Source organism: Pseudomonas sp. B21-021, assembly GCF_024749205.1.
GTDB classification, from domain to species: Bacteria; Pseudomonadota; Gammaproteobacteria; order Pseudomonadales; family Pseudomonadaceae; genus Aquipseudomonas; species Aquipseudomonas paraglycinae.
In genome coordinates, this window is the sequence record NZ_CP087192.1 from 1,174,895 (window position 1) to 1,197,209 (window position 22,315).

Below are 22,315 nucleotides of genomic sequence, written 5' to 3' on the forward strand. Positions count from 1 at the left end.
TATTCAGGAAAAGCCGGGAAGTATAGCGGGGCATGGGGCGTAGGGCGAGCGGGGCGGGCCGGGTGGAGACTTAAATGTTGGAGCTGGCTCGCCAGCGATGCACGCGCCGAGGTTTTCAGGAAAACCGCAGTGATGCGATCGCTGGCAAGCCAGCTTCCACAGGAGATCAGGGAGTTATTCGTACTGGCCGAGAAGCCGCTCCATCCGCGCCTCGAGGCGGCGTTTGATTTCGGTTTCGATGTGCGGGGCGAAGTCGTCGATCACGTCCTGCATGATCAGTTGCGCGGCGGCACGCAGTTCGCTGTCCAGGTGCAGGAGGGCGTCGGGGCCTTTGTCCACAGCAGCGACAGGCTGTGCGGCAGGCATCGGAGCAGGTGCAGGTGCAGGTGCAGCTTCGACGGCTTGCGGTGTGTTGTCGACCGAATCGAACAACATCGGAATCTGTTCCTGTTCGCCATCATCGACCGTGTCGGTCAGCAGTGGCGGTTGCAGGTTGTCATCGCCGAGCAGCTGGCGGATCGACTCGAGGTCATCCAGCAGGTGCGCGGGTTTTTGCAGCGGTTTTGGAGTGTCCATCGGCGTACTCAGAGTCGCTGTAAACGGTGGTCTTGCAGAGGATAGCCCTGTTCGCGGTAGAAACGGAAACTCTCCCGCGCCGCAGTGCGGATCGCCGGATCTTCCACCACAACCTCCGCCACCCGGGCGAATTGGTTGGCGAAAACCGGGACTTTCAGGTCGAGGTTGACCAGCAGATCCGCGTGCTGGCCGCAGTCATCGCCCAATCCCAGCACGATCAAACCTTCCGGTTCGCTTTCGGCCGGGCCGTGAGGCACGAAGGTTTCGCCCTTGAACGCCCACAGCCGCGCATCGAGATCATCACGCTGGGCAGCATCACTGCAATGCAGGTAGATGCGGTGGCCCATGCGCCAGGCTTTATCGGTGAGCTTGCAGGCAAAATCCAGGCGAGCCGAAGGATCGGCGCTGGGCAGAATATAAAAGTCGACTTTGGTCATTGCGGTTCCTGAGCTGCGAGCGGTGCCCCTCAAGAGAGGCGCCGCTCGCAGTCATCGGTTTCAGGCTTTGGCGCGGTCCAGCAGGTATTGAGTCAGCAGCGGAACCGGACGGCCGGTTGCGCCCTTGTCCTTGCCGCCGCTGGTCCAGGCGGTGCCTGCGATGTCCAGGTGCGCCCAGTTCAGGTTTTTGGTGAAGCGCGACAGGAAGCAGGCAGCGGTGATGGTGCCGGCCTTCGGACCGCCGATGTTGGCGATGTCGGCGAACGGGCTGTCCAGTTGCTCCTGGTATTCATCGAACAGCGGCAGTTGCCAGGCGCGGTCGTCGGCAGCCTTGCCAGCGCTCAGCAGTTGCTCTATCAACTCGTCGTTGTTGCCCAGCAGGCCCGAAGTGTGGGCGCCGAGAGCAACGACGCAGGCGCCGGTCAGGGTGGCGATGTCGATTACCGCTTGCGGCTTGAAGCGCTCGGAGTAGGTCAGGGCATCGCACAGCACCAGACGGCCTTCGGCGTCGGTGTTGAGGATTTCCACGGTCTGGCCACTCATGGTGGTGACGATGTCGCCCGGACGCGAAGCGTTGCCGCTAGGCATGTTCTCGGCGCAAGCCAGGATGCACACCAGGTTGATCGGCAGTTTCAGTTCCAGCACGGCGCGCAAGGTGCCGAACACGCTGGCGGCGCCACCCATGTCGTACTTCATCTCGTCCATGCCGGCGCCCGGCTTCAGGCTGATGCCGCCGGTGTCGAAAGTGATGCCTTTACCAACCAGTGCGTACGGCTTTTCGGATTTCTTGCCGCCGTTGTATTGCATGACAATCAGGCGCGGCGGTTGGGCGCTGCCCTGGCCGACGGCGTAGAACGAACCCATGCCCAGCGACTTGATCTTCTTCTCGTCGAGGACTTCGACTTTCAGATCCTTGAACTCTTTGCCGAGGTTCTTGGCTTGCTCGCCGAGGAAAGTCGGGTGGCAGATGTTCGGCGGCAGGTTGCCCAGGTTACGGGTGAACGCCATGCCGTTGGCGATCGCGGTGGCGTGGTTCACGGCGCGTTGCACTTCGGCCTGAGCGGCCTTGATGGTCAGCAGGGTGATTTTCTTCAACGCGCGCGGTTCGGCTTTCTGGCTCTTGAACTGGTCGAAGGTGTATTCGCCGTCGACCAGGGTTTCGGCCAGCAGACGGGTCTTGCCGTAGCTGTCGCGGTTCTTGACGATGATTTCATCGAGCGCCAGCACGGCGTCGCTGCCGCCCAGGCCTTTGAGGGTGTTGAGGATGCCGGCGACGATCTTGCGGAAAGGACGGTCGCCCAGTTCTTCATCCTTGCCCACGCCAACCAGCAGCACGCGTTCGGCTTTCAGGTTCGGCAGGCTGTGCAGCAACAGGCTCTGGCCGACCTTGCCGCCCAGATCGCCACGCTTGAGCACGGCGCTGATGGCGCCACCGCTCAGTTCGTCGACCTGCTTGGCGGCAACACCGAGTTTGCGGCCTTCGCCGACGGCAACCACCAGGGTGGCGGTTTTCAACGTTTCTGGGCTAACGCTTTTTACAACCAGTTCCATGTCCGGATCCCTGAATGAATGGTCAACACGCAGGCGTTCGACGTGTCCGCCGTCGCCTGCTTATAGAGAGAAGAGGCGCAGGCCAGTGCCTGCGACAGAGGCGGCAGTTTGAACCTCGCTCACCGCGCCTGACAACCCTCGGTTGTACGATCTTCAACGGATTGCATGCTTGCGTGAGTGTGCGCAGTGACAGGCGCCCTCAATCACAGGATAATGCCGCATCTTTTTTCGACGGCTCTGCCTTGCGGGCCCGTCGATACGTTTGCTTGTTTGGCCGCCTTAGCCTGACAACCCTGGAGTGTCTGGTTTGATCGTCTTCCGTTATCTGTCCCGCGAAGTCCTGTTGACCCTGAGTGCGGTAAGCGCCGTGCTGCTGGTCATCATCATGAGCGGTCGCTTCATCAAATACCTTGCCCAGGCCGCCGCGGGCCAGCTCGATCCGGGATCGCTGTTCCTGATCATGGGCTTCCGTCTGCCGGGCTTCCTGCAACTGATCCTGCCGCTGGGCCTGTTTCTCGGGATCCTGCTGGCGTACGGCCGGTTGTACCTGGAAAGCGAGATGACCGTGCTCTCGGCCACCGGCATGAGCCAGCAGCGTCTGTTTCGCATGACCCTGTTCCCGGCCACTCTGGTGGCACTGGTGGTGGCGTGGCTGAGCCTGAGCCTGGCCCCGCAAGGCGCCAACCAGTTCCAGCTGCTGCTGAACAAGCAGGACGCCCTGACCGAATTCGACACCCTCGAGCCCGGCCGCTTCCAGGCCCTGCGCGACGGTACGCGGGTGACCTACACCGAAACCCTGAGCGACGATCGGGTCAACCTTGGCAGCGTGTTCATCTCGCAGAAGAACCTCGGCGCCAACCAGAAAGATCGCGGGATTTCCGTGCTGGTGGCGGAAAAGGGCCGTCAGGAAGTGCGTCCCGACGGCAACCGCTACCTGATCCTCGACAACGGCTACCGCTACGACGGCAGCCCGGGTCAGGCCAACTATCGCGCCATCCACTACGAAACCTACGGCGTGCTGCTGCCCAAGCCGGATGTCAGCGAGGAAGTTACCGACCGTGACGCCATGCCGACCTCGTCTCTGGTGGGGAGCGACGACATTCGCTCGAAAACCGAACTGCAATGGCGCCTCTCGCTGCCGTTGCTGGTATTCATCGTGACCCTGATGGCGGTGCCGCTGTCGCGGGTCAACCCGCGTCAGGGGCGTTTCCTCAAGCTGCTGCCGGCGATTCTTCTTTATATGGCTTACCTGACCATCCTGATTGCCGCCCGCGGTGCCCTCGAGAAAGGCAAGATTCCACCGGCGCTCGGTTTGTGGTGGGTGCACGCGATCTTCCTGGTCATCGGTCTCGGCCTGTTGTACTGGGAACCTCTGCGCCTGAAGCTGGCCAGCCGTCGCAGCGCAGCGCTGGAGGTGGCCCGTGGTTAAACTCGACCGCTACATCGGCAGCAGCGTGTTCATGGCGATCATCGCAGTGCTGGCGATCATTCTCGGCCTGGCAACCTTGTTTGCGTTCATCGACGAGATGGGCGACGTCAGTGACACCTACACCCTGGTCGATGTCCTGAGTTTCGTGCTCCTGACCGCACCGCGCCGCATGTACGACATGCTGCCGATGGCGGCGCTGATCGGCTGCCTGATCGGCCTCGGCAGTCTGGCGAGCAGCAGTGAGCTGACCGTCATGCGCGCTGCCGGTGTGTCCATCGGGCGCATCGTCTGGGCGGTGATGAAGCCGATGCTGGTGCTGATGCTGGCCGGCGTGCTGATCGGCGAGTACGTGGCACCGGCCACCGAAAGCATGGCCCAGGCCAATCGTTCGCTGGCGCAAGGCAGCGGCGACGCGCAAAGCGCCAAGCACGGCATGTGGCACCGTCAGGGCGAGGAGTTCATTCACATCAACTCCGTGCAGCCCAACGGTCGCCTGTATGGCGTGACCCGTTATCACTTCGACAAAGAGCGTCATCTGCTGAGCTCGAGCTTCGCCAAGCGCGCCGAGTTCGACACCGATCACTGGCAGCTGACCGACGTGACCACCACCAAATTCCACGAGCGCAGCACTGAAGTGGTCAATACGCCGGTCGAGCGCTGGGATGTCTCGCTGAGCCCGCAATTGCTGAGCACCGTGGTGATGGCGCCGGAATCGCTGTCGATCACCGGCCTGTGGGGTTACATCCACTATCTGGCCGATCAGGGCCTGAGCAACGGTCGTTACTGGCTGGCATTTTGGGTCAAGGTGTTGCAGCCGTTGGTGACCGCCGCGCTGGTGCTGATGGCGATCTCCTTCATCTTCGGTCCGCTGCGTTCGGTGACCCTCGGTCAGCGGGTGTTCACCGGTGTGCTGGTGGGCTTCACCTTCCGCATCGTTCAGGATCTGCTGGGTCCGTCCAGTCTGGTGTTCGGCTTCTCGCCGCTGTTCGCGGTGCTGGTGCCGGCTGGCGTGTGTGCGCTGGCGGGTGTCTGGCTGTTGCGTCGAGCCGGTTGATGAGCAAGGTTTCACCTACGCTTTAGCCTTGAAAACGCCTCGGTCGCCAGACCGGGGCGTTTTTGCATGCAATCCGGGTGACAGGCGAACGTGACGCTTGCGCCGTGTATCAGGTACAATTCTCGGCTATTTTTCGGCGGGCCAAGCCTGCAGCCTTTTTGAGTGTTGATCCGTGAGTGATTTGAGTCATATCCGCAATTTCTCCATCATCGCCCACATTGACCATGGCAAGTCGACGCTGGCTGACCGTTTCATCCAGATGTGCGGTGGCCTGGCCGAGCGTGAAATGGAAGCCCAGGTACTGGATTCCATGGATCTGGAGCGCGAACGCGGGATCACCATCAAGGCCCACAGCGTTACCCTCTATTACAAGGCCAAAGACGGCGTCACCTACCAGCTGAACTTCATTGACACCCCAGGGCACGTCGACTTCACCTACGAAGTCAGCCGTTCCCTGGCGGCCTGTGAAGGTGCGTTGCTGGTGGTCGATGCGGGTCAGGGCGTTGAGGCCCAGTCCGTGGCCAACTGCTACACCGCCATCGAGCAGGGCCTTGAGGTCATGCCGGTCCTGAACAAGATCGACCTGCCACAGGCCGAGCCTGACCGCGTAAAGGACGAGATCGAGAAGATCATCGGCATCGACGCCACCGACGCCGTCACCTGCAGCGCCAAGACCGGCCTGGGTGTCGACGAAGTGCTGGAGCGTCTGGTCGCTACCATTCCTGCGCCGACCGGCAACATCGAAGATCCGCTGCAAGCGTTGATCATCGACTCCTGGTTCGACAACTACCTGGGCGTTGTTTCCCTGGTGCGCGTGCGTCACGGCCGCGTGAAGAAGGGCGACAAGATCCTCGTCAAGTCCACCGGCAAGGTGCATCTGGTCGACAGCGTTGGTGTGTTCAACCCGAAACACACCGCCACCGCTGACCTGAAAGCCGGCGAAGTGGGCTTCATCATTGCCAGCATCAAGGACATTCACGGGGCGCCGGTCGGTGACACCCTGACCCTGAGCTCCACTCCGGACGTTCCGGTGCTGCCAGGTTTCAAACGCATCCAGCCACAGGTTTACGCCGGTCTGTTCCCGGTCAGCTCCGACGACTTCGAGGACTTCCGCGAAGCGCTGCAGAAACTGACCCTGAACGACTCGTCGCTGCAGTACACCCCTGAAAGCTCCGACGCACTGGGCTTCGGCTTCCGTTGCGGCTTCCTCGGCATGCTGCACATGGAGATCATCCAGGAGCGCCTGGAGCGCGAGTACGACCTGGACCTGATCACCACGGCGCCGACGGTAATCTTCGAACTGGTGCTGAAAACCGGTGAAACGATTTACGTCGACAACCCGTCGAAGCTGCCGGACGTGTCTGCAATCGAAGACATGCGCGAGCCGATCGTGCGCGCCAACATCCTGGTACCGCAGGAACACCTGGGCAACGTCATCACCCTGTGCATCGAGAAACGCGGTGTGCAGGTCGACATGCTGTTCCTCGGCAATCAGGTGCAAGTGACCTACGACCTGCCGATGAACGAAGTGGTCCTGGACTTCTTCGATCGTCTGAAATCCACCAGCCGCGGCTATGCTTCGCTGGACTACCATTTCGATCGTTACCAATCGGCTAATCTGGTGAAACTGGACGTGCTGATCAACGGCGACAAGGTCGACGCTCTGGCGCTGATCGTGCACCGTGACAATTCGCACTTCAAAGGTCGCCAGTTGACCGAGAAGATGAAAGAACTGATTCCTCGTCAGATGTTCGACGTGGCCATCCAGGCTGCCATTGGCGGTCAGATCGTCGCCCGGACAACCGTCAAGGCACTCAGAAAGAACGTATTGGCCAAGTGCTACGGCGGCGACGTCAGCCGTAAGAAAAAACTGCTTGAGAAGCAGAAGGCCGGTAAGAAACGCATGAAACAGGTCGGCAACGTGGAAATTCCACAAGAAGCCTTCCTCGCCGTGCTCAGGTTGGAATAGTCAGGTCCTATGTCACTAAATTTCCCGCTGTTGCTGGTCATTGCCGTGTTCGTCTGCGGTCTGTTGGCGTTGCTCGATCTGTTGATCCTGGCACCGCGTCGGCGTGCCGCCATCGCCTCCTATCAGGGCAGCGTCAGCCAGCCTGATGGGGTGGTGGTCGAGAAGCTGAACAAGGAACCGCTGCTGGTCGAGTACGGCAAGTCGTTCTTCCCGGTGCTGTTCATCGTGCTGGTGCTGCGTTCGTTCCTGGTGGAACCGTTCCAGATTCCGTCCGGCTCGATGAAACCGACCCTGGACGTTGGCGACTTCATTTTGGTGAACAAGTTTTCCTACGGGATCCGTTTGCCGGTGATCGACAAGAAGATCATCGAAGTCGGTGACCCGCAGCGCGGTGATGTGATGGTGTTCCGCTACCCGAGCGACCCGAACGTCAACTACATCAAGCGTGTGGTCGGCCTGCCGGGCGACACCGTGCGGTACACCGCCGACAAACGCCTGTTCGTCAATGGCGAGTCGATCGCCGAGCAACTGGTCGGCTCCGAGCCGGGTACGCTGGGCAGCGCGGAACTCTACAAGGAAAAACTCGGTGTCGCCGAGCACCTGATCCGCAAGGAAATGAGCCGCTACCGCGCCACGCCGGACCATACCTGGACCGTGCCGGCCGGGCACTACTTCATGATGGGCGACAACCGCGACAACTCGAACGACAGTCGCTACTGGGATGATCCGAACATTCCCAAGGATCTGCTGGGCATGGTTCCCGACCAGAACATCGTCGGCAAGGCCTTCGCGGTCTGGATGAGCTGGCCGGAACCGAAACTCAGCCACCTGCCGAACTTCTCGCGGGTCGGCCTGATCAAGTAAACAAACACGGCGCTGTTGACCACAGCGCCGAATGCATTTCTGGCGTCGGCACAACCGGCTCCGGGGCATGAAGCCACGATATTCAGGACGTCATTTTTGAACACAGCGTTAATTGTCCCAGGCCTGCGCCGTATCCCGGCGATGGCAGTGGAATCCAGCCACGAACTCAGCGTGGGTAAACCGTGAGCGTTTCTCTAAGCCGTCTCGAGCGTCAGCTCGGTTACACCTTCAAGGACCAGGAACTGATGGTCCTGGCCCTCACGCACCGCAGCTTTGCCGGACGCAACAACGAGCGTCTGGAATTCCTCGGCGATGCGATCCTCAACTTTGTTGCCGGCGAAGCCCTGTTCGACCGTTTCCCGCTGGCTCGCGAAGGCCAGTTGTCGCGTTTGCGCGCGCGGCTGGTAAAAGGTGAGACGCTGGCGGTACTGGCCCGCGGTTTCGATCTGGGCGATTACCTGCGTCTGGGCTCCGGCGAGTTGAAGAGTGGCGGTTTCCGTCGCGAATCGATTCTGGCCGACGCCCTTGAAGCGCTGATCGGTGCGATCTACCTCGACGCCGGCATGGAAGTCGCCCGCGAGCGCGTACTGGCCTGGCTGGCCGGCGAGTTCGAAGGTCTGACGCTGGTCGACACCAACAAGGATCCGAAGACCCGCCTGCAGGAATTCCTGCAATCGCGCGGCTGCGAACTGCCGCGTTATGAAGTGGTGGATATCCAGGGTGAGCCGCACTGCCGTACCTTCTTCGTCGAGTGCGAAGTTGTCCTATTGAATGAAAAAAGCCGGGGTCAGGGTGTGAGCCGTCGTATTGCCGAACAGGTAGCGGCCGCCGCAGCACTGATTGCCCTGGGTGTGGAGAATGGCAATGACTGATACAAACGCAACGCGCTGTGGCTATGTTGCCATCGTCGGCCGTCCCAACGTGGGCAAGTCCACGCTGCTGAACCACATCCTCGGCCAGAAGCTCGCGATCACCTCGCGCAAGCCGCAGACCACTCGCCACAACATGCTCGGGATCAAGACCGAGGGCGACGTGCAGGCGATCTACGTCGACACCCCCGGTATGCACAAGGGTGGCGAAAAGGCCCTGAACCGCTACATGAACAAGACTGCTTCGGCCGCGTTGAAAGACGTCGACGTGGTGATCTTCGTGGTCGACCGCACCAAGTGGACCGAAGAAGACCAGATGGTGCTGGAGCGCGTGCAGTACGTGACGGGCCCGCTGATCGTTGCGCTGAACAAGACCGACCGCATCGAAGACAAGGCCGAGCTGATGCCGCACCTGTCGTGGTTGCAGGAACAGCTGCCGAATGCACAGATCATTCCGATCTCGGCGCAACACGGGCACAACCTCGATGCGCTGGAAAAGGTCATTGCCGACCATCTGCCGGAGAACGATCACTTCTTCCCGGAAGACCAGATCACCGACCGCAGCAGCCGCTTCCTCGCCGCCGAACTGGTGCGCGAGAAGATTATGCGCCAGCTCGGCGCCGAGCTGCCGTACCAGATCACCGTGGAAATCGAAGAGTTCAAGCAGCAGGGTGCGACGCTGCACATCCATGCGCTGATCCTCGTCGAGCGTGACGGCCAGAAGAAAATCATCATTGGCGACAAGGGCGAGCGCATCAAGCGCATTGGCACCGAGGCGCGCAAGGACATGGAGCTGCTGTTCGACTCCAAGATCATGCTCAACCTGTGGGTCAAGGTGAAGGGCGGCTGGTCCGATGACGAGCGTGCGCTGCGTTCGCTGGGTTACGGCGACCTGTAACATCGGTTTTCTGCTACACCAGAGAACCCCCTGTGGGAGCGGGCTTGCTCGCGAATGCGCCGGATCAGTCGACATATACTTTGACTGACTCACCGCTTTCGCGAGCAAGCCCGCTCCCACAGTAGTTTTGGGGTGTGTGTAAAACTGCGTTTCGTCATCGAGAACTCAATGTCGCAAAGCCCACCTCCCGCCCAACCCGCCTACGTCCTGCACTCCCGCGCCTACCGCGAAACCAGCGCATTGGTGGATTTCCTCACGCCGCAAGGTCGACTGCGGGCGGTGTTGCGCAGTGCGCGGGGCAAGGCCGGGACGTTGGCGCGGCCATTCGTGCCGCTGGAAGTGGAGTTTCGCGGCAAGGGTGAGTTGAAGAATGTCGGGCGAATGGAAAGCGTCGGCAACGCGACCTGGATGGTCGGCGAGGCGCTGTTCAGCGGCCTGTATCTCAATGAATTGCTGATTCGCCTGTTGCCCGCCGAAGATCCGCATCCTGCGGTGTTTGATCATTACGCCGCGACCTTGCTCGCATTGGCCGAAGGCCGGCCGCTGGAACCGTTGCTGCGTTCTTTCGAATGGCGGCTGCTCGACGACCTCGGTTACGGCTTCTCCCTGAACACCGACATCAATGACGAGCTTATCGCTGCGGACGGTCTCTACCGCTTGCAGGTGGATGCCGGACTCGAGCGGGTCTATCTGCTGCAGCCCGGTCTGTTCAACGGCACCGAACTATTGGCCATGGCCGAAGCCGACTGGTCGGCCCCCGGCGCTCTGTCCGCCGCCAAGCGCCTGATGCGTCAGGCACTTGCAGTCCATCTTGGCGGCCGTCCCCTCGTCAGTCGCGAGCTGTTTCGCAAGCCCTGATCTCACCGTATGCTGTGCGCCGAATCTTTCCATTCAGGAGCGCATCCGTGACCACCAGCAATCGCATTCTTCTCGGCGTGAACATCGACCACGTCGCCACCCTGCGTCAGGCCCGTGGCACGCGCTATCCGGATCCGGTCAAAGCTGCGCTGGACGCGGAAGAGGCGGGCGCCGACGGCATCACCGTGCATCTGCGCGAAGACCGCCGGCACATTCAGGAGCGCGACGTGCTGTTGCTCAAGGATGTGCTGCAAACCCGCATGAACTTCGAAATGGGCGTCACCGAAGAAATGATGGCGTTCGCCGAGCGCATTCGTCCGGCGCACATCTGCCTGGTGCCGGAAACCCGTCAGGAGCTGACCACCGAAGGCGGTCTGGATGTGGCGGGGCAGGAAGAGCGGATCAGGGCGGCGGTCGAGCGTCTGTCGAAGATCGGCAGCGAGGTATCGCTGTTCATCGACGCCGACGAGCGGCAGATCGCTGCGTCGAAGCGCGTCGGCGCACCGGCCATCGAACTGCACACCGGGCGTTATGCCGATGCCGAAACGCCGACCGAAGTGGCGGAAGAGCTCAAGCGTGTGGCGGACGGCGTGGCCTTCGGTCTGGCCCAGGGGCTGATCGTCAATGCCGGCCATGGCCTGCACTATCACAACGTCGAGGCGGTTGCCGCGATCAAGGGCATCAACGAGCTGAACATCGGCCATGCGCTGGTGGCGCACGCGTTGTTCGTTGGCTTCAAGTCGGCGGTGTCGGAGATGAAGGCGTTGATTCTGGCGGCTGCCAAACACTAAGTTTCAACATCCTGTGGGAGCAAGTTTGCTCCCACAGTTGTTTTGGGGATGGGTTAAAGCGGGGCGGGCTCTTGAGCCGGTTTCGACTTGTCGATCCCCGGCACATGCAGATTGCCCTCTGCCACTTGATCGCCTTCAAGCTGCGGCTGGGTCACCCACGTCAGGATGTCGTAGTAGCGACGGATGTTCGCCACGAAATGCACCGGTTCGCCGCCGCGGGCGTAGCCATAACGGGTCTTGCTGTACCACTGTTTCTGCGACAGGCGCGGCAGGATCTTTTTCACATCCAGCCACTTGTCCGGGTTCAACCCTTCCTTGGCCGCCAGTTTGCGCGCGTCATCCAGATGACCGCTGCCGACGTTGTAGGCCGCCAGGGCAAACCAGGTGCGATCCGGTTCCTGGATCGACTCGTCGAGCTGATCCTTCATGTAGGCCAGGTACTTGGCGCCGCCCATGATGCTCTGCTTCGGATCGAGACGGTTGGAAACGCCCATGGCCTGAGCGGTGTTCTGGGTCAGCATCATCAGCCCGCGCACGCCGGTCTTCGAGGTGACCGCCGGTTGCCACAGCGATTCCTGATAACCGATCGCCGCCAGCAGGCGCCAGTCGACTTTCTCTTTCTTGGCGTAGGCCTTGAAGTGCTGTTCGTATTTGGGCAGCCGCTGCTGCAAATGCTGGGCGAAGGTGGTGGCGCCCATGTAGCCGAGGACGTCGACGTGGCCGTAATAACGGTCCTTCAGACGTTGCAGGGTGCCGTTCTTCTGCACCTTGTCCAGATAGCTGTTGATCTCGTTGAGCAGGCTGTTGTCTTCGCCAGCGGCCACGGCCCAGCTCTGGCTGCGCGCGTCACCGAGGTCGAAGGCCACGCGGATGTTGGTGAAGTACACCTGGTTCATCGCCACTTCGTTGGAATCGACCAGGGTCAGGTCGATCTGACCTTCATCGACCATGCGCAGCAGGTCGACCACTTCAACGGCGTCGGACTCTTCGTATTGAATGCCAGGATATTTCTGTTTCAGCTCCGCCAGTTGTTCGGCGTGGGTGCTGCCCTTGAGCACCATGATCTTCTTGCCCACCAGATCGCCGGCGTCGGTAGGACGAGATTGGCCGTTGCGATAGATGATCTGCGGGGTGACTTCGAGGTAGGAGCGGGAGAAGCGCACCTGTTTCTTGCGCTGTTCGCTGCTGACCAGACCGGCGGCCGCCAGTACCGGGCCGTTCGGCTTGCCGACCTGGTTGAACAGATCGTCGAGGTTGTCGGCGGTTTCGATCTTCAGCTCGACCCCCAAATCGTCGGCGAAGCGCTTCACCAGCTCGTATTCGAAGCCGGTTTCACCGCTGCGATCCTGAAAGTAGGTGGCGGGGCTGTTTCGGGTGACCACCCGCAGCACGCCATCCTCCTTTACGCGCTCGAGTGTGTTGGGTTTATCAACACAGCCACTGAGCATCAGGAAGAGTCCGGTAGCGATCAGCCATTTGGCGTACCGCGGACGCAAAGCCGTTGGGGAAAACATGTGCGCAGTATACGCAAAGGACAACGGGCGCCATATCTCGACAGTTGCGGGGTTGTCTGCTAGGGATCACAAAACCGCTCGAAACCCCGCAGGAATGGGCCCGAAAGGCATTTTGTGACAGAAAAAATAACCCGCGCTCCAACACTCCATAAATTTGACCCTCAAGGCAGGAACACCACTCGACATCCGGGTGCAACCGTGCGTAGCGTTTCGGGTGATGTTGAGGGCGGTTTAGGCTAGAATGCACGGCCTCAAAGCACACCCCTTCCCGAGGCTGTCCCGAAGATGTTGATCCTGCGCGGCGCTCCTGCCCTTTCTGCCTTTCGCCACAGCAAACTCCTTGAGCAACTGAGCCAGAAGGTTCCGGCTGTCAGTGGCTTGTATGCTGAATTCGCTCACTTCGCCGAAGTCACCGGCGTCCTGACCGGCGACGAACAGCAGGTGCTTGCGCGCCTTCTGAAGTACGGTCCAAGCGTTCCGGTTCAAGAGCCGACCGGTCGTCTGTTCCTGGTGTTGCCGCGTTTCGGCACCATCTCGCCATGGTCGAGCAAGGCCAGCGACATCGCCCGCAACTGCGGCCTGAGCAAGATCCAGCGCCTGGAGCGCGGCATCGCGTTCTACGTCGCCGGCCAGTTCAGCGAAATCGAAGCGCAGCAGATTGCAGACGTACTGCATGACCGCATGACCCAGATCGTTCTGGCCAACCTCGAGCAGGCCGCCGGTCTGTTCAGCCACGCCGAACCGAAGCCGCTGACCGCCATCGACATCCTCGGCGGCGGTCGCGCCGCGCTGGAGAAGGCCAACGTCGAACTGGGCCTGGCCCTGGCCGAAGACGAGATCGATTACCTGGTCAACGCCTTCAACGGTCTCAAGCGCAACCCGCACGACATCGAACTGATGATGTTCGCCCAGGCCAACTCCGAGCACTGCCGCCACAAGATCTTCAACGCCAGTTGGGATATTGACGGCGAGAGCCAGGAAAAAAGCCTGTTCGGCATGATCAAGAACACCTATCAGATGCACAGCGAAGGCGTGCTATCCGCTTACAAGGACAACGCTTCGGTGATCGTCGGCAACGTCGCCGGCCGCTTCTTCCCGGATCCGGAAACCCGCCAGTACGGCGCGGTGCAGGAGCCGGTGCACATCCTGATGAAGGTCGAAACCCACAACCACCCGACCGCGATCGCTCCGTTCCCGGGCGCGTCCACCGGCTCCGGCGGCGAGATCCGCGACGAAGGTGCAACCGGTCGTGGTGCCAAACCGAAGGCCGGCCTGACCGGTTTCACCGTATCGAACCTGCAGATCCCGGGCTTCGAACAGCCGTGGGAAGTGCCGTACGGCAAGCCCGAGCGCATCGTCACCGCGCTGGACATCATGATCGAAGGCCCGCTGGGCGGCGCTGCGTTCAACAACGAATTTGGCCGTCCGGCCCTGACCGGCTACTTCCGTACCTTCGAACAATCGATCACCACCCCGCACGGTGACGAAGTTCGCGGTTACCACAAGCCGATCATGCTCGCTGGCGGCATGGGCAACATCCGTGAAGAACACGTCAAGAAAGGCGAGATTCTGGTCGGCTCCAAGCTGATCGTCCTCGGCGGCCCGGCGATGTTGATCGGTCTGGGCGGCGGCGCTGCTTCCTCCATGGCCACCGGCACTAGCTCGGCGGATCTGGACTTCGCTTCGGTTCAGCGTGAAAACCCTGAAATGGAACGTCGCTGCCAGGAAGTTATCGACCGATGCTGGCAGCTGGGCGACAAGAACCCGATCAGCTTCATCCACGACGTGGGCGCGGGCGGTCTGTCCAACGCCTTCCCGGAACTGGTCAACGACGGCGACCGCGGTGGCCGTTTCGAACTGCGCAACATTCCAAACGACGAGCCGGGCATGGCCCCGCACGAAATCTGGTCCAACGAATCCCAGGAACGTTATGTTCTGGCGGTCGGCCCGGCCGACTTCGAGCGCTTCAAGGCGATCTGCGAACGTGAGCGTTGCCCGTTTGCCGTTGTCGGCGAAGCCACCGCCGAGCCGCAACTGACCGTGACCGACAGCCACTTCGGCAACAACCCGGTGGACATGCCACTTGAAGTGTTGCTGGGCAAGGCCCCGCGCATGCACCGTTCGGTGGTTCGCGAAGCCGAGCTGGGCGATGACTTCGATCCGTCGAACCTCGACATCGGCGAAAGCATCGAACGCGTCCTGCACCACCCGGCCGTGGCGAGCAAAAGCTTCCTGATCACCATCGGCGACCGCACCATCACCGGCCTCGTGGCCCGTGACCAGATGGTCGGCCCATGGCAGGTTCCGGTGGCCGATGTTGCCGTCACCGCCACCAGTTTCGACGTTTACACCGGTGAAGCGATGGCGATGGGCGAGCGCACTCCGCTGGCGCTGCTGGACGCTCCGGCGTCGGGCCGCATGGCCATCGGCGAAACCCTGACCAACATTGCCGCCTCGCGCATCAACAAGCTCTCCGACATCAAACTGTCGGCGAACTGGATGTCCGCTGCCGGCCACCCGGGCGAAGACGCGCGTCTCTACGACACCGTGAAAGCGGTCGGCATGGAACTGTGCCCTGAGCTGGGCATCACCATTCCGGTCGGCAAGGACTCGATGTCCATGGCCACCCGCTGGAACGACAACGGCGAAGACAAGACTGTCACCTCGCCAATGTCCCTGATCGTGACCGGTTTCGCGCCAGTGGCTGACATCCGTCAGACCCTGACCCCGGAACTGCGCATGGACAAGGGCACCACCGACCTGATCCTGATCGACCTCGGTCGCGGCCAGAACCGCATGGGCGCCTCGATCCTCGCGCAGGTTCACGGCAAGCTCGGCAAGCAGGCTCCGGACGTCGACGACGCCGAAGACCTGAAAGCGTTCTTCGCAGTGATCCAGGGCCTCAACGCCGACGGTCACCTGCTGGCTTACCACGACCGTTCCGACGGTGGTCTGCTGACCTCCGTGGTGGAAATGGCTTTCGCCGGCCACTGCGGTCTGAGCCTGAACCTGGACAGCGTTGCCGAAAGCTCCGCTGAAATCGCCGCCATCCTGTTCAACGAAGAACTGGGTGCCGTGATCCAGGTTCGCCAGGACGCCACCCCGGACATCCTCGCGCAATTCAGCGCTGCCGGTCTGGGCGACTGTGTGTCGGTGATCGGTCAGCCGATCAACAATGGCCAGATCAACATCACCTTCAACGGTGACACCGTGTTCGAAGGCCAGCGTCGTCTGCTGCAACGTCAGTGGGCCGAGACCAGCTACCAGATCCAGCGTCTGCGCGACAACGCCGACTGCGCCGAGCAAGAGTTCGATGCGCTGCTGGAAGAAGACAACCCGGGCCTGAGCGTCAAGCTGAGCTACGACGTCAACCAGGACATCGCCGCGCCTTACATCAAGAAAGGCATTCGCCCACAGGTTGCCGTGCTGCGTGAGCAGGGCGTCAACGGTCAGGTGGAAATGGCGGCGGCGTTCGACCGCGCCGGTTTCAACGCGATCGACGTGCACATGAGCGACATTCTGGCCGGCCGTGTCGACCTGAACGAGTTCAAAGGTCTGGTGGCCTGCGGTGGTTTCTCCTACGGCGACGTTCTCGGCGCCGGTGAAGGCTGGGCCAAGTCCGCACTGTTCAACAGCCGTGCCCGCGATGCGTTCCAGGGCTTCTTCGAACGTAACGACAGCTTCACCCTCGGCGTGTGCAACGGTTGCCAGATGATGTCCAACCTGCACGAGCTGATCCCGGGCAGCGAGTTCTGGCCGCACTTCGTGCGCAACCGCTCCGAGCAGTTCGAAGCGCGTGTGGCGATGGTTCAGGTTCAGGAGTCGAACTCGATCTTCCTGCAGGGCATGGCCGGTTCGCGGATGCCGATCGCCATCGCTCACGGTGAAGGCCATGCCGAGTTCTCCAGCGAAGAAGCACTGCTGGAAGCCGATCTGTCCGGTTGCGTGGCGATGCGTTTCGTCGACAACCATGGCAAGGTCACTGAAGCCTATCCGGCCAACCCGAACGGTTCGCCGCGCGGGATCACCGGTCTCACCAGCCGCGACGGTCGCGTGACGATCATGATGCCGCACCCGGAGCGTGTGTTCCGTGCCGTGCAGAACTCGTGGCGTTCGGAGGACTGGAACGAAGACGCACCTTGGATGCGTATGTTCCGTAATGCTCGCGTTTGGGTGAACTAAGGCCTGTGTACAAGCTGGCGTTTTTTGTTCCTGACAGTCATGTCGAGGTGGTCAAAGGGGCTGTGTTCGCTGCTGGAGGTGGGCGGATCGGTGACTATGACCACTGTGCTTGGCAGGTGCTTGGATCTGGTCAGTTTCGGCCTTTGGATGGGAGTCAGCCGTTCATTGGTGAGGCGGGGCGGGTTGAGCGGGTCGAGGAGTGGAAGGTTGAGCTTGTTGTTGGCGATGAGTTGATTCGCTCGGTAGTGGCGGCTCTTAAGTTGAGCCATCCCTACGAGACGCCGGCTTATGAAGTGTGGCGGTTGGAGGATTTTTGATCTTCCTTGGCTGCTGAAACGGGAAACCCGCTGAGAGTGATTTCAGCGGGTTTTTTGGTTTTTGGGGTTTGGGGGTGGGATTGAGTGAATATCCGTTGCTGCGGTAACGGCTTCTTAGGGTTTCGCCCTTACGGCGAGTCACTTTTTTCAAACGCCAAAAAAGTAACCAAAAACGCTGGGCCCCGGCGTTCGGCACCTCGCTGTGGCTCGGTGTTCCTTCGTTCCGGGATTCATCCGGGGGCATCGCCTACGGTTTGCTTCGCTGCACCTCCTCTCGATGCATGCGGCTGCGCCGCACGGTCGCTGCGCTCCCACCCCCGGATAAATCCCTCCACTCAGCCTTCCGATGGGGCCAAAAGATCAAAAGCTTTACTCGAGCTAACGCTCATCGTGTTGAGTGGTGGGAAGCGAGAGGTGGGAAGCAGAAAGCAGAAAGCAGAAAGCAGAAAGCAGAAAGCAGAAAGCAGAAAGCAGAAAGCAGAAAGCAGAAGGCAACTGCGTACTGCTTGATCGTTCCCACGCTCCGCGTGGGAATGCAGCCCGGGACGCTCCGCGTTCCATTTTCGAATGTTTAAAGATGTGTGGGATTTACCGAATCTTCCCATTAGGTTTCAGGTTGCCCCTCGGAAGCTCCGGTCCTGCGGTGGTTGCTTCAAATGGAACAGGAAACCCGGCCTAGGCCGGGTTTCCTGTTTGTAATCGCTTCAAGTCAAAACTTGATGGCAACCATCAGACTTTTGCACTCACCTCACTCCGATTGACCAACCCCTCCAGCGCCGCACTCAAACTCTGCGCCCGCTCGCCCACCAACAGATGCCACACGCCATCTTCCAGCGCGCTCACACCCAGACATCCAAGCTCTTTCAACCGGCTTTCCGACAGCGCTTTGCCATCGGCCAGTTGCAGGCGAATCCGGCTCATGGCGATGCAGTCGAGTTGCAGCACGTTGTCGCTGCCGCCCAGGGCGGTCAGCCACTGTTGGGCCTGGGGTGTGGAGACTGCGACGGGCTCGCTGGTTTCGACGACGGCGACAGGAGCAGTAGTCGCTGCGGCTCGGCCCAATGCGGGCATCGCCAGGCGGATTTCGTCGGCAATGCTGTCGGCCATCGGCCCGACGACCACCTGCAGACTGCCGCCCTTGCCCGGACGCACAACAGCCATTGCGCCCAGCGCTTTCAAATCAGCATCCGACGCTTTGTTGCGATCGACCATTTCCAGTCGCAGCCGCGTAGTGCATGCGCCGACGGTGACCAGATTTTCCGCGCCGCCGAGTGCCTTGATGTAAGCGCTGGCGCGTTCGTTTTCGGTCAGGACCGCTTTGTCGGCGGTGGCGACGTCTTCGCGCCCCGGGGTTTTCAGGTTGAAGCGGCGGATGCAGAAATCGAACACCGCGTAGTAGATGACGGCATACGCGAGGCCAACCGGTACCACCAGCCAGCCGTTGGTGGAGCGTCCCCAACCCAGCACCATATCGATGAAACCGCCGGAGAAGGTGAAGCCCAGGTGGATGTTCAGTGCGTTGGTGATTGCCATCGACAACCCGGTCAGCAGCGCATGCAGCAGGAACAGCAGCGGTGCGAGGAACATGAAGGCGAATTCGATGGGTTCGGTGACGCCGGTGAGGAAGGCGGTCAGGGCCATCGACAGGAAGATCCCGCCCATGACTTTGCGTCGTTCCGGCAGGGCGTTGCGGTACATCGCCAGGCAGGCGGCGGGGAGGCCGAAGATCATGACCGGGAACATGCCGGTCATGAACTGGCCGCCTTTCGGGTCGCCGGCGAAGTATCGGGACAGGTCACCCGTGACCAGTGCGCCGGTGGTCGGGTCGGTGAAGTTGCCGAACACGAACCACGCCATGTTGTTGAGGATGTGGTGCAGGCCGGTGACGATCAGCAGGCGGTTGAACACGCCGAAGACGAAGGCGCCGAAACTGCCGCTTTCCATCAGCAGGGTGCCGAAGCTGTTGATGCCGTGCTGGATCGGCGGCCAGATGTAGCCGAACAGCACGCCCAGGCCGACCGCACTGAAACCGGTGACGATGGGCACGAAACGCCGGCCGCCGAAGAATGCCAGATACTCCGGCAGCTTGATGTCCTTGAAGCGGTTGTACAGCGCGCCGGCCATCAGGCCGCTGACGATCCCGGCGAGCATGCCCATGTTGATGCTCGCATCGAGCACCTTGAGGGTGGAGATCATCACCAGGTAACCGATCACTCCGGCGAGGCCGGCGGTGCCGTTGTTGTCACGGGCGAAGCCGACCGCGATGCCGATGGCGAAGATCATCGCCAGGTTGGCGAAGATCACCTGGCCAGCGTCGTGGATGATCGCGATGTTCAGCAGGTCGGTGTCGCCCAGGCGCAGCAACAGGCCGGCGATCGGCAGGATCGCGATCGGCAGCATCAGTGCCCGGCCGAGGCGTTGCAGGCCTTCGATGAAGAGTTGGTACATGGCGTTTGTCCTTGTTGTTTTTGTTAGCGCAGAGGCCAATGTTGATGACAGGCATGACGCACCGCGGCGGCGCTGCTCAGCTTGAGCAAGTCCCGGGCGAGGCGTTGGCATTCGGCTTCGTGCAGCTGGCGCACGCGGTCCTTGATTTCGCCGATCTGTACCGGGCTCACCGACAGTTCGGTCACGCCCAGGCCGATCAACACCGGCGTCGCCAGCGGATCGGAAGCCAGGGCGCCGCACACGCCGACCCAGCGTTTATGCACCGCCGCGCCTTCGCAGGTCATGGCGATCAGGCGCAGCAGCGCCGGGTGCAAGGCATCTACCCGCGCGGCGAGGCCTGCGTGGTCGCGGTCCATGGCCAGGGTGTATTGCGACAGGTCGTTGGTGCCGATGGACAGGAAGTCCGCGTGTTCAGCCAATTGTTCGGCCTGCAACGCGGCGGCCGGGACTTCGATCATCACGCCGATTTCCGGACGTTGATTGATGCCCAGTTCCAGGCACAGCGCATCGACCCGCTGGCGGATGTGCATCAGTTCGTCGACTTCGGTGACCATCGGCAGCAGGATCCGGCAGCGCTGCAACGGGCTGACTTGCAGCAGCGCACGCAGTTGCTGATCGAGGATTTCCGGGCGGGCCTGGGCCAGGCGAATACCGCGCAGGCCGAGCACCGGGTTGGCCTCGACCGGTAGCGGCAGGTAGTCGAGTTGTTTGTCGCCGCCGACGTCGATGGTGCGGATGATTACCGACTTGTCGCCCATGGCATCGATCACGGCTTGATAGGCAATGCGCTGCTCTTCGACGTCCGGCGCAGTATGGCGCTCAACGAACAGAAACTCGGTGCGCAACAGGCCGACGCCGTCGGCGCCGTTGGCAAATGCATCCGCCGCTTCGTGGCTGGAAGCGACGTTGGCGACCACTTCGATGGCCACGCTGTTGCGGGTTTCCGCCGGCAGATAGGCCTGGGCTTGCTGGGCATCGCGCCGTTGTTGGCGGTCGATCTGTGCCTGGCGGACTTCGGTCAGACGCTCGGCATTTGGCGTCAGTTCGAGGCGACCGCCGTCGGCGTCGAGGACCACCGGTTGGCCTTGTGCTTGATCGAGCAGTGCAGAACCCAGTGCGACCATGCACGGCAGGCCTTTGCCCCGGGCCAGAATCGCCACGTGGGAAGTCGCGCCACCTTCGGCCATGCACAAGCCGGCGACGCCTTGCGCGCTGAGTTGCAGCAGGTCCGACGGCGTCAGTTCGTGGGCGGCGACGATGGCGCCAGCCGGCACTTCGTAATGCCAGGCTTCGCCGAGCAGGGCGCGCAGCACCCGTTGCTTGAGGTCGCGCAGATCGTTGGCGCGTTCGGCCAGCAGCGGGCTGCCGGTGTTTTGCAAAACCTCGCATTGCGCGTCGATGGACTGGCTCCAGGCGTGGGTCGCTGCGGTGCCGGTTTCAATCGATTGCTGGGCGGCATCGAGCAGGGCCGGGTCTTCCAGCAAGGCCAGGTGCGCGGCGAAGATCGCTTCTTCGTCGGCATTGCGGTGTTTTTTCGCTTGGGCGAGGGTGCCGTCGATTTCGCTGCGAACCTGGTTCAGCGCGATGTCGAGGATCTGCAATTGTTGCTCGGGCTGATGATTGCCACTGTCCGCTGGCAGGCTGATCGCGTTCAAACGAAACAGCGGTCCGCCGACCAAACCCGGTGCGGCGCACACACCGTGCAACACGCCAGCCTCGGCCGGGCGATTGCGTGGGGTAGCGGCAACCGGTGCGGCGGCGTGATGATCTTCGGCCAGGGCGGTGGCCAGTGCGGTGAGCAAGGCTTGCAACGCCGCCTGTGCGTCCGGGCCCTGGCAAGTGACCTGCACTTCGTCCTGCTCGCCAATCGCCAGGCCCATCAAACCGATGAGGCTGTTGCACGGTGCCGACTTGCCGGCGAAATGCAGCTGCGACTGGCTTTTGAAACCTTGCGCGGTCTGACGGATCAACGCCGCCGGGCGCGCATGCAGACCGCCGCGATGGGCGACCTGCACGTGACCGTGAACTTCCGGGCCGCCGAGTTCTTCTGTGTTCGCCGCTGCGCTGTGACGAGCGACGATGTGCAGCAGCGGCTCGCCCACCTTCACCGTTTTCAGGGTGATGGGGCGCGCCTGGAAATCCTGGCTGTTGGTCAGGATCAGCAGGCTGACCAGGCTTTTGCACTGGCGGCCGACCTTGTCCAGGTCATAGCGCAGCAGCGGCTGGCCATTGCTGACCCGCGCGCCTTCCTTGACCAGCATCGAGAAGCCTTCGCCCTGCAACTCCACCGTGTCCAGACCAAGGTGCAGCAACAGCTCGGCGCCGTTGTCGGCGCGCACGGTCAGTGCATGGCCGGTGCGGGCGACGTGGATCACCACGCCGGCGCAGGGCGAATACAGGGTGTCGTTCAGCGGATCGATGGCAATGCCGTCGCCCATCGCGCCGCTGGCGAACACCGCGTCCGGAACTTTGGCGAGCGTGAGCACCGGGCCGCTGAGCGGGGCGCTTAAAGTCAGCTCTTTATTGTTGTTGTGCATGGCTCGGTCTCATCAGGAAAA

Annotated in this window: 16 protein-coding genes; 10 read left to right on the forward strand and 6 right to left on the reverse strand. The window is 61.6% G+C overall.

Annotated features, from left to right (window positions below):
• Positions 1 to 174: 174 nt before the first annotated feature.
• Genes LOY31_RS05080 through LOY31_RS05090 form a run of 3 tightly spaced genes read right to left on the reverse strand, consistent with a single transcriptional unit; the run spans position 175 to position 2,564 of the window.
• The gene (locus tag LOY31_RS05080; RefSeq protein ID WP_258712930.1) at positions 175 to 576 is read right to left on the reverse strand and encodes a DNA polymerase III subunit chi; all 402 of its coding nucleotides are present in this window, start codon (positions 574 to 576) and stop codon (positions 175 to 177) included.
• A gap of 8 nt (positions 577 to 584) precedes the next feature.
• On the reverse strand, positions 585 to 1,013 hold the full coding sequence (locus LOY31_RS05085) for a DNA polymerase III subunit chi (RefSeq protein ID WP_258712931.1): 429 nt from the start codon (positions 1,011 to 1,013) through the stop codon (positions 585 to 587).
• Between the two features lie 60 nt (positions 1,014 to 1,073).
• Positions 1,074 to 2,564: a leucyl aminopeptidase gene (locus tag LOY31_RS05090; RefSeq protein WP_258712932.1), complete on the reverse strand. Its 1,491-nt coding sequence runs from the start codon at positions 2,562 to 2,564 to the stop codon at positions 1,074 to 1,076.
• A 307-nt stretch (positions 2,565 to 2,871) separates the two neighbouring features.
• Between LOY31_RS05090 and lptF the strand changes: the two genes are divergently transcribed.
• The 8 genes from lptF (at position 2,872) to pdxJ (ending at position 11,296) form a co-directional block, all read left to right on the forward strand.
• Complete coding sequence (gene lptF, locus LOY31_RS05095) at positions 2,872 to 3,993, forward strand: LPS export ABC transporter permease LptF (protein WP_007957364.1); 1,122 nt, start codon at positions 2,872 to 2,874, stop codon at positions 3,991 to 3,993.
• Positions 3,986 to 5,047 (forward strand): LPS export ABC transporter permease LptG, encoded by a 1,062-nt coding sequence (gene lptG / locus LOY31_RS05100; protein ID WP_007957365.1) that lies wholly within the window; start codon positions 3,986 to 3,988, stop codon positions 5,045 to 5,047. Before lptF ends, lptG begins: the two co-directional genes overlap by 8 nt.
• Before the next feature lie 172 nt (positions 5,048 to 5,219).
• Complete coding sequence (lepA, locus tag LOY31_RS05105; RefSeq protein WP_085608162.1) at positions 5,220 to 7,016, forward strand: translation elongation factor 4; 1,797 nt, start codon at positions 5,220 to 5,222, stop codon at positions 7,014 to 7,016.
• Between the two features lie 9 nt (positions 7,017 to 7,025).
• Positions 7,026 to 7,880: a signal peptidase I gene (gene lepB, locus LOY31_RS05110; protein ID WP_007957367.1), complete on the forward strand. Its 855-nt coding sequence runs from the start codon at positions 7,026 to 7,028 to the stop codon at positions 7,878 to 7,880.
• A gap of 182 nt (positions 7,881 to 8,062) precedes the next feature.
• Positions 8,063 to 8,752, forward strand: coding sequence for a ribonuclease III (gene rnc / locus LOY31_RS05115; RefSeq protein ID WP_011332589.1), 690 nt, complete (start codon positions 8,063 to 8,065; stop codon positions 8,750 to 8,752).
• Entirely contained in the window at positions 8,745 to 9,647 is a 903-nt protein-coding gene (gene era, locus LOY31_RS05120) for a GTPase Era (RefSeq protein WP_039769512.1), read from the forward strand. The genes rnc and era overlap by 8 nt, the downstream gene beginning before the upstream one ends.
• Before the next feature lie 168 nt (positions 9,648 to 9,815).
• Positions 9,816 to 10,505: a DNA repair protein RecO gene (recO, locus tag LOY31_RS05125; protein ID WP_221535816.1), complete on the forward strand. Its 690-nt coding sequence runs from the start codon at positions 9,816 to 9,818 to the stop codon at positions 10,503 to 10,505.
• A gap of 47 nt (positions 10,506 to 10,552) precedes the next feature.
• Positions 10,553 to 11,296 carry a pyridoxine 5'-phosphate synthase gene (pdxJ, locus tag LOY31_RS05130; protein ID WP_064382428.1) on the forward strand — a complete coding sequence of 248 codons (744 nt, stop codon included), beginning with the start codon at positions 10,553 to 10,555 and terminating at the stop codon, positions 11,294 to 11,296.
• Positions 11,297 to 11,349: 53 nt separating this feature from the next.
• On the opposite strand, the gene mltF is transcribed toward pdxJ, so the two are convergent.
• Positions 11,350 to 12,810: a membrane-bound lytic murein transglycosylase MltF gene (gene mltF, locus LOY31_RS05135; protein WP_011332593.1), complete on the reverse strand. Its 1,461-nt coding sequence runs from the start codon at positions 12,808 to 12,810 to the stop codon at positions 11,350 to 11,352.
• 285 nt (positions 12,811 to 13,095) lie between these two features.
• Here mltF and purL point away from each other — a divergent pair, with 285 nt between their 5' ends.
• On the forward strand, positions 13,096 to 16,992 hold the full coding sequence (gene purL, locus LOY31_RS05140; protein WP_258712933.1) for a phosphoribosylformylglycinamidine synthase: 3,897 nt from the start codon (positions 13,096 to 13,098) through the stop codon (positions 16,990 to 16,992).
• Positions 16,993 to 16,997: 5 nt separating this feature from the next.
• A complete protein-coding gene (locus LOY31_RS05145; protein ID WP_258712934.1) occupies positions 16,998 to 17,309 on the forward strand; it encodes a YqfO family protein in 312 nt (103 codons plus the stop codon).
• 729 nt (positions 17,310 to 18,038) lie between these two features.
• Here LOY31_RS05145 and nagE read toward each other — a convergent pair.
• Positions 18,039 to 19,757, reverse strand: coding sequence for an N-acetylglucosamine-specific PTS transporter subunit IIBC (nagE, locus tag LOY31_RS05150; protein WP_258712935.1), 1,719 nt, complete (start codon positions 19,755 to 19,757; stop codon positions 18,039 to 18,041).
• A gap of 23 nt (positions 19,758 to 19,780) precedes the next feature.
• A complete protein-coding gene (gene ptsP / locus LOY31_RS05155; RefSeq protein ID WP_258712936.1) occupies positions 19,781 to 22,294 on the reverse strand; it encodes a phosphoenolpyruvate--protein phosphotransferase in 2,514 nt (837 codons plus the stop codon).
• Positions 22,295 to 22,315 lie beyond the last annotated feature (21 nt).

Excerpts from the sequence above, each read along its gene's own strand:
- LOY31_RS05090 (WP_258712932.1), bottom strand. The coding sequence starts at position 2,564 with ATGGAACTGGTTGTAAAAAGCGTTAGCCCAGAAACGTTGAAAACCGCC.
- purL (WP_258712933.1), top strand. The coding sequence starts at position 13,096 with ATGTTGATCCTGCGCGGCGCTCCTGCCCTTTCTGCCTTTCGCCACAGC.
- nagE (WP_258712935.1), bottom strand. The coding sequence starts at position 19,757 with ATGTACCAACTCTTCATCGAAGGCCTGCAACGCCTCGGCCGGGCACTG.
- era (WP_039769512.1), top strand. The coding sequence starts at position 8,745 with ATGACTGATACAAACGCAACGCGCTGTGGCTATGTTGCCATCGTCGGC.
- ptsP (WP_258712936.1), bottom strand. The coding sequence starts at position 22,294 with ATGCACAACAACAATAAAGAGCTGACTTTAAGCGCCCCGCTCAGCGGC.
- LOY31_RS05085 (WP_258712931.1), bottom strand. The coding sequence starts at position 1,013 with ATGACCAAAGTCGACTTTTATATTCTGCCCAGCGCCGATCCTTCGGCT.
- recO (WP_221535816.1), top strand. The coding sequence starts at position 9,816 with ATGTCGCAAAGCCCACCTCCCGCCCAACCCGCCTACGTCCTGCACTCC.
- lepB (WP_007957367.1), top strand. The coding sequence starts at position 7,026 with ATGTCACTAAATTTCCCGCTGTTGCTGGTCATTGCCGTGTTCGTCTGC.
- mltF (WP_011332593.1), bottom strand. The coding sequence starts at position 12,810 with ATGTTTTCCCCAACGGCTTTGCGTCCGCGGTACGCCAAATGGCTGATC.
- LOY31_RS05080 (WP_258712930.1), bottom strand. The coding sequence starts at position 576 with ATGGACACTCCAAAACCGCTGCAAAAACCCGCGCACCTGCTGGATGAC.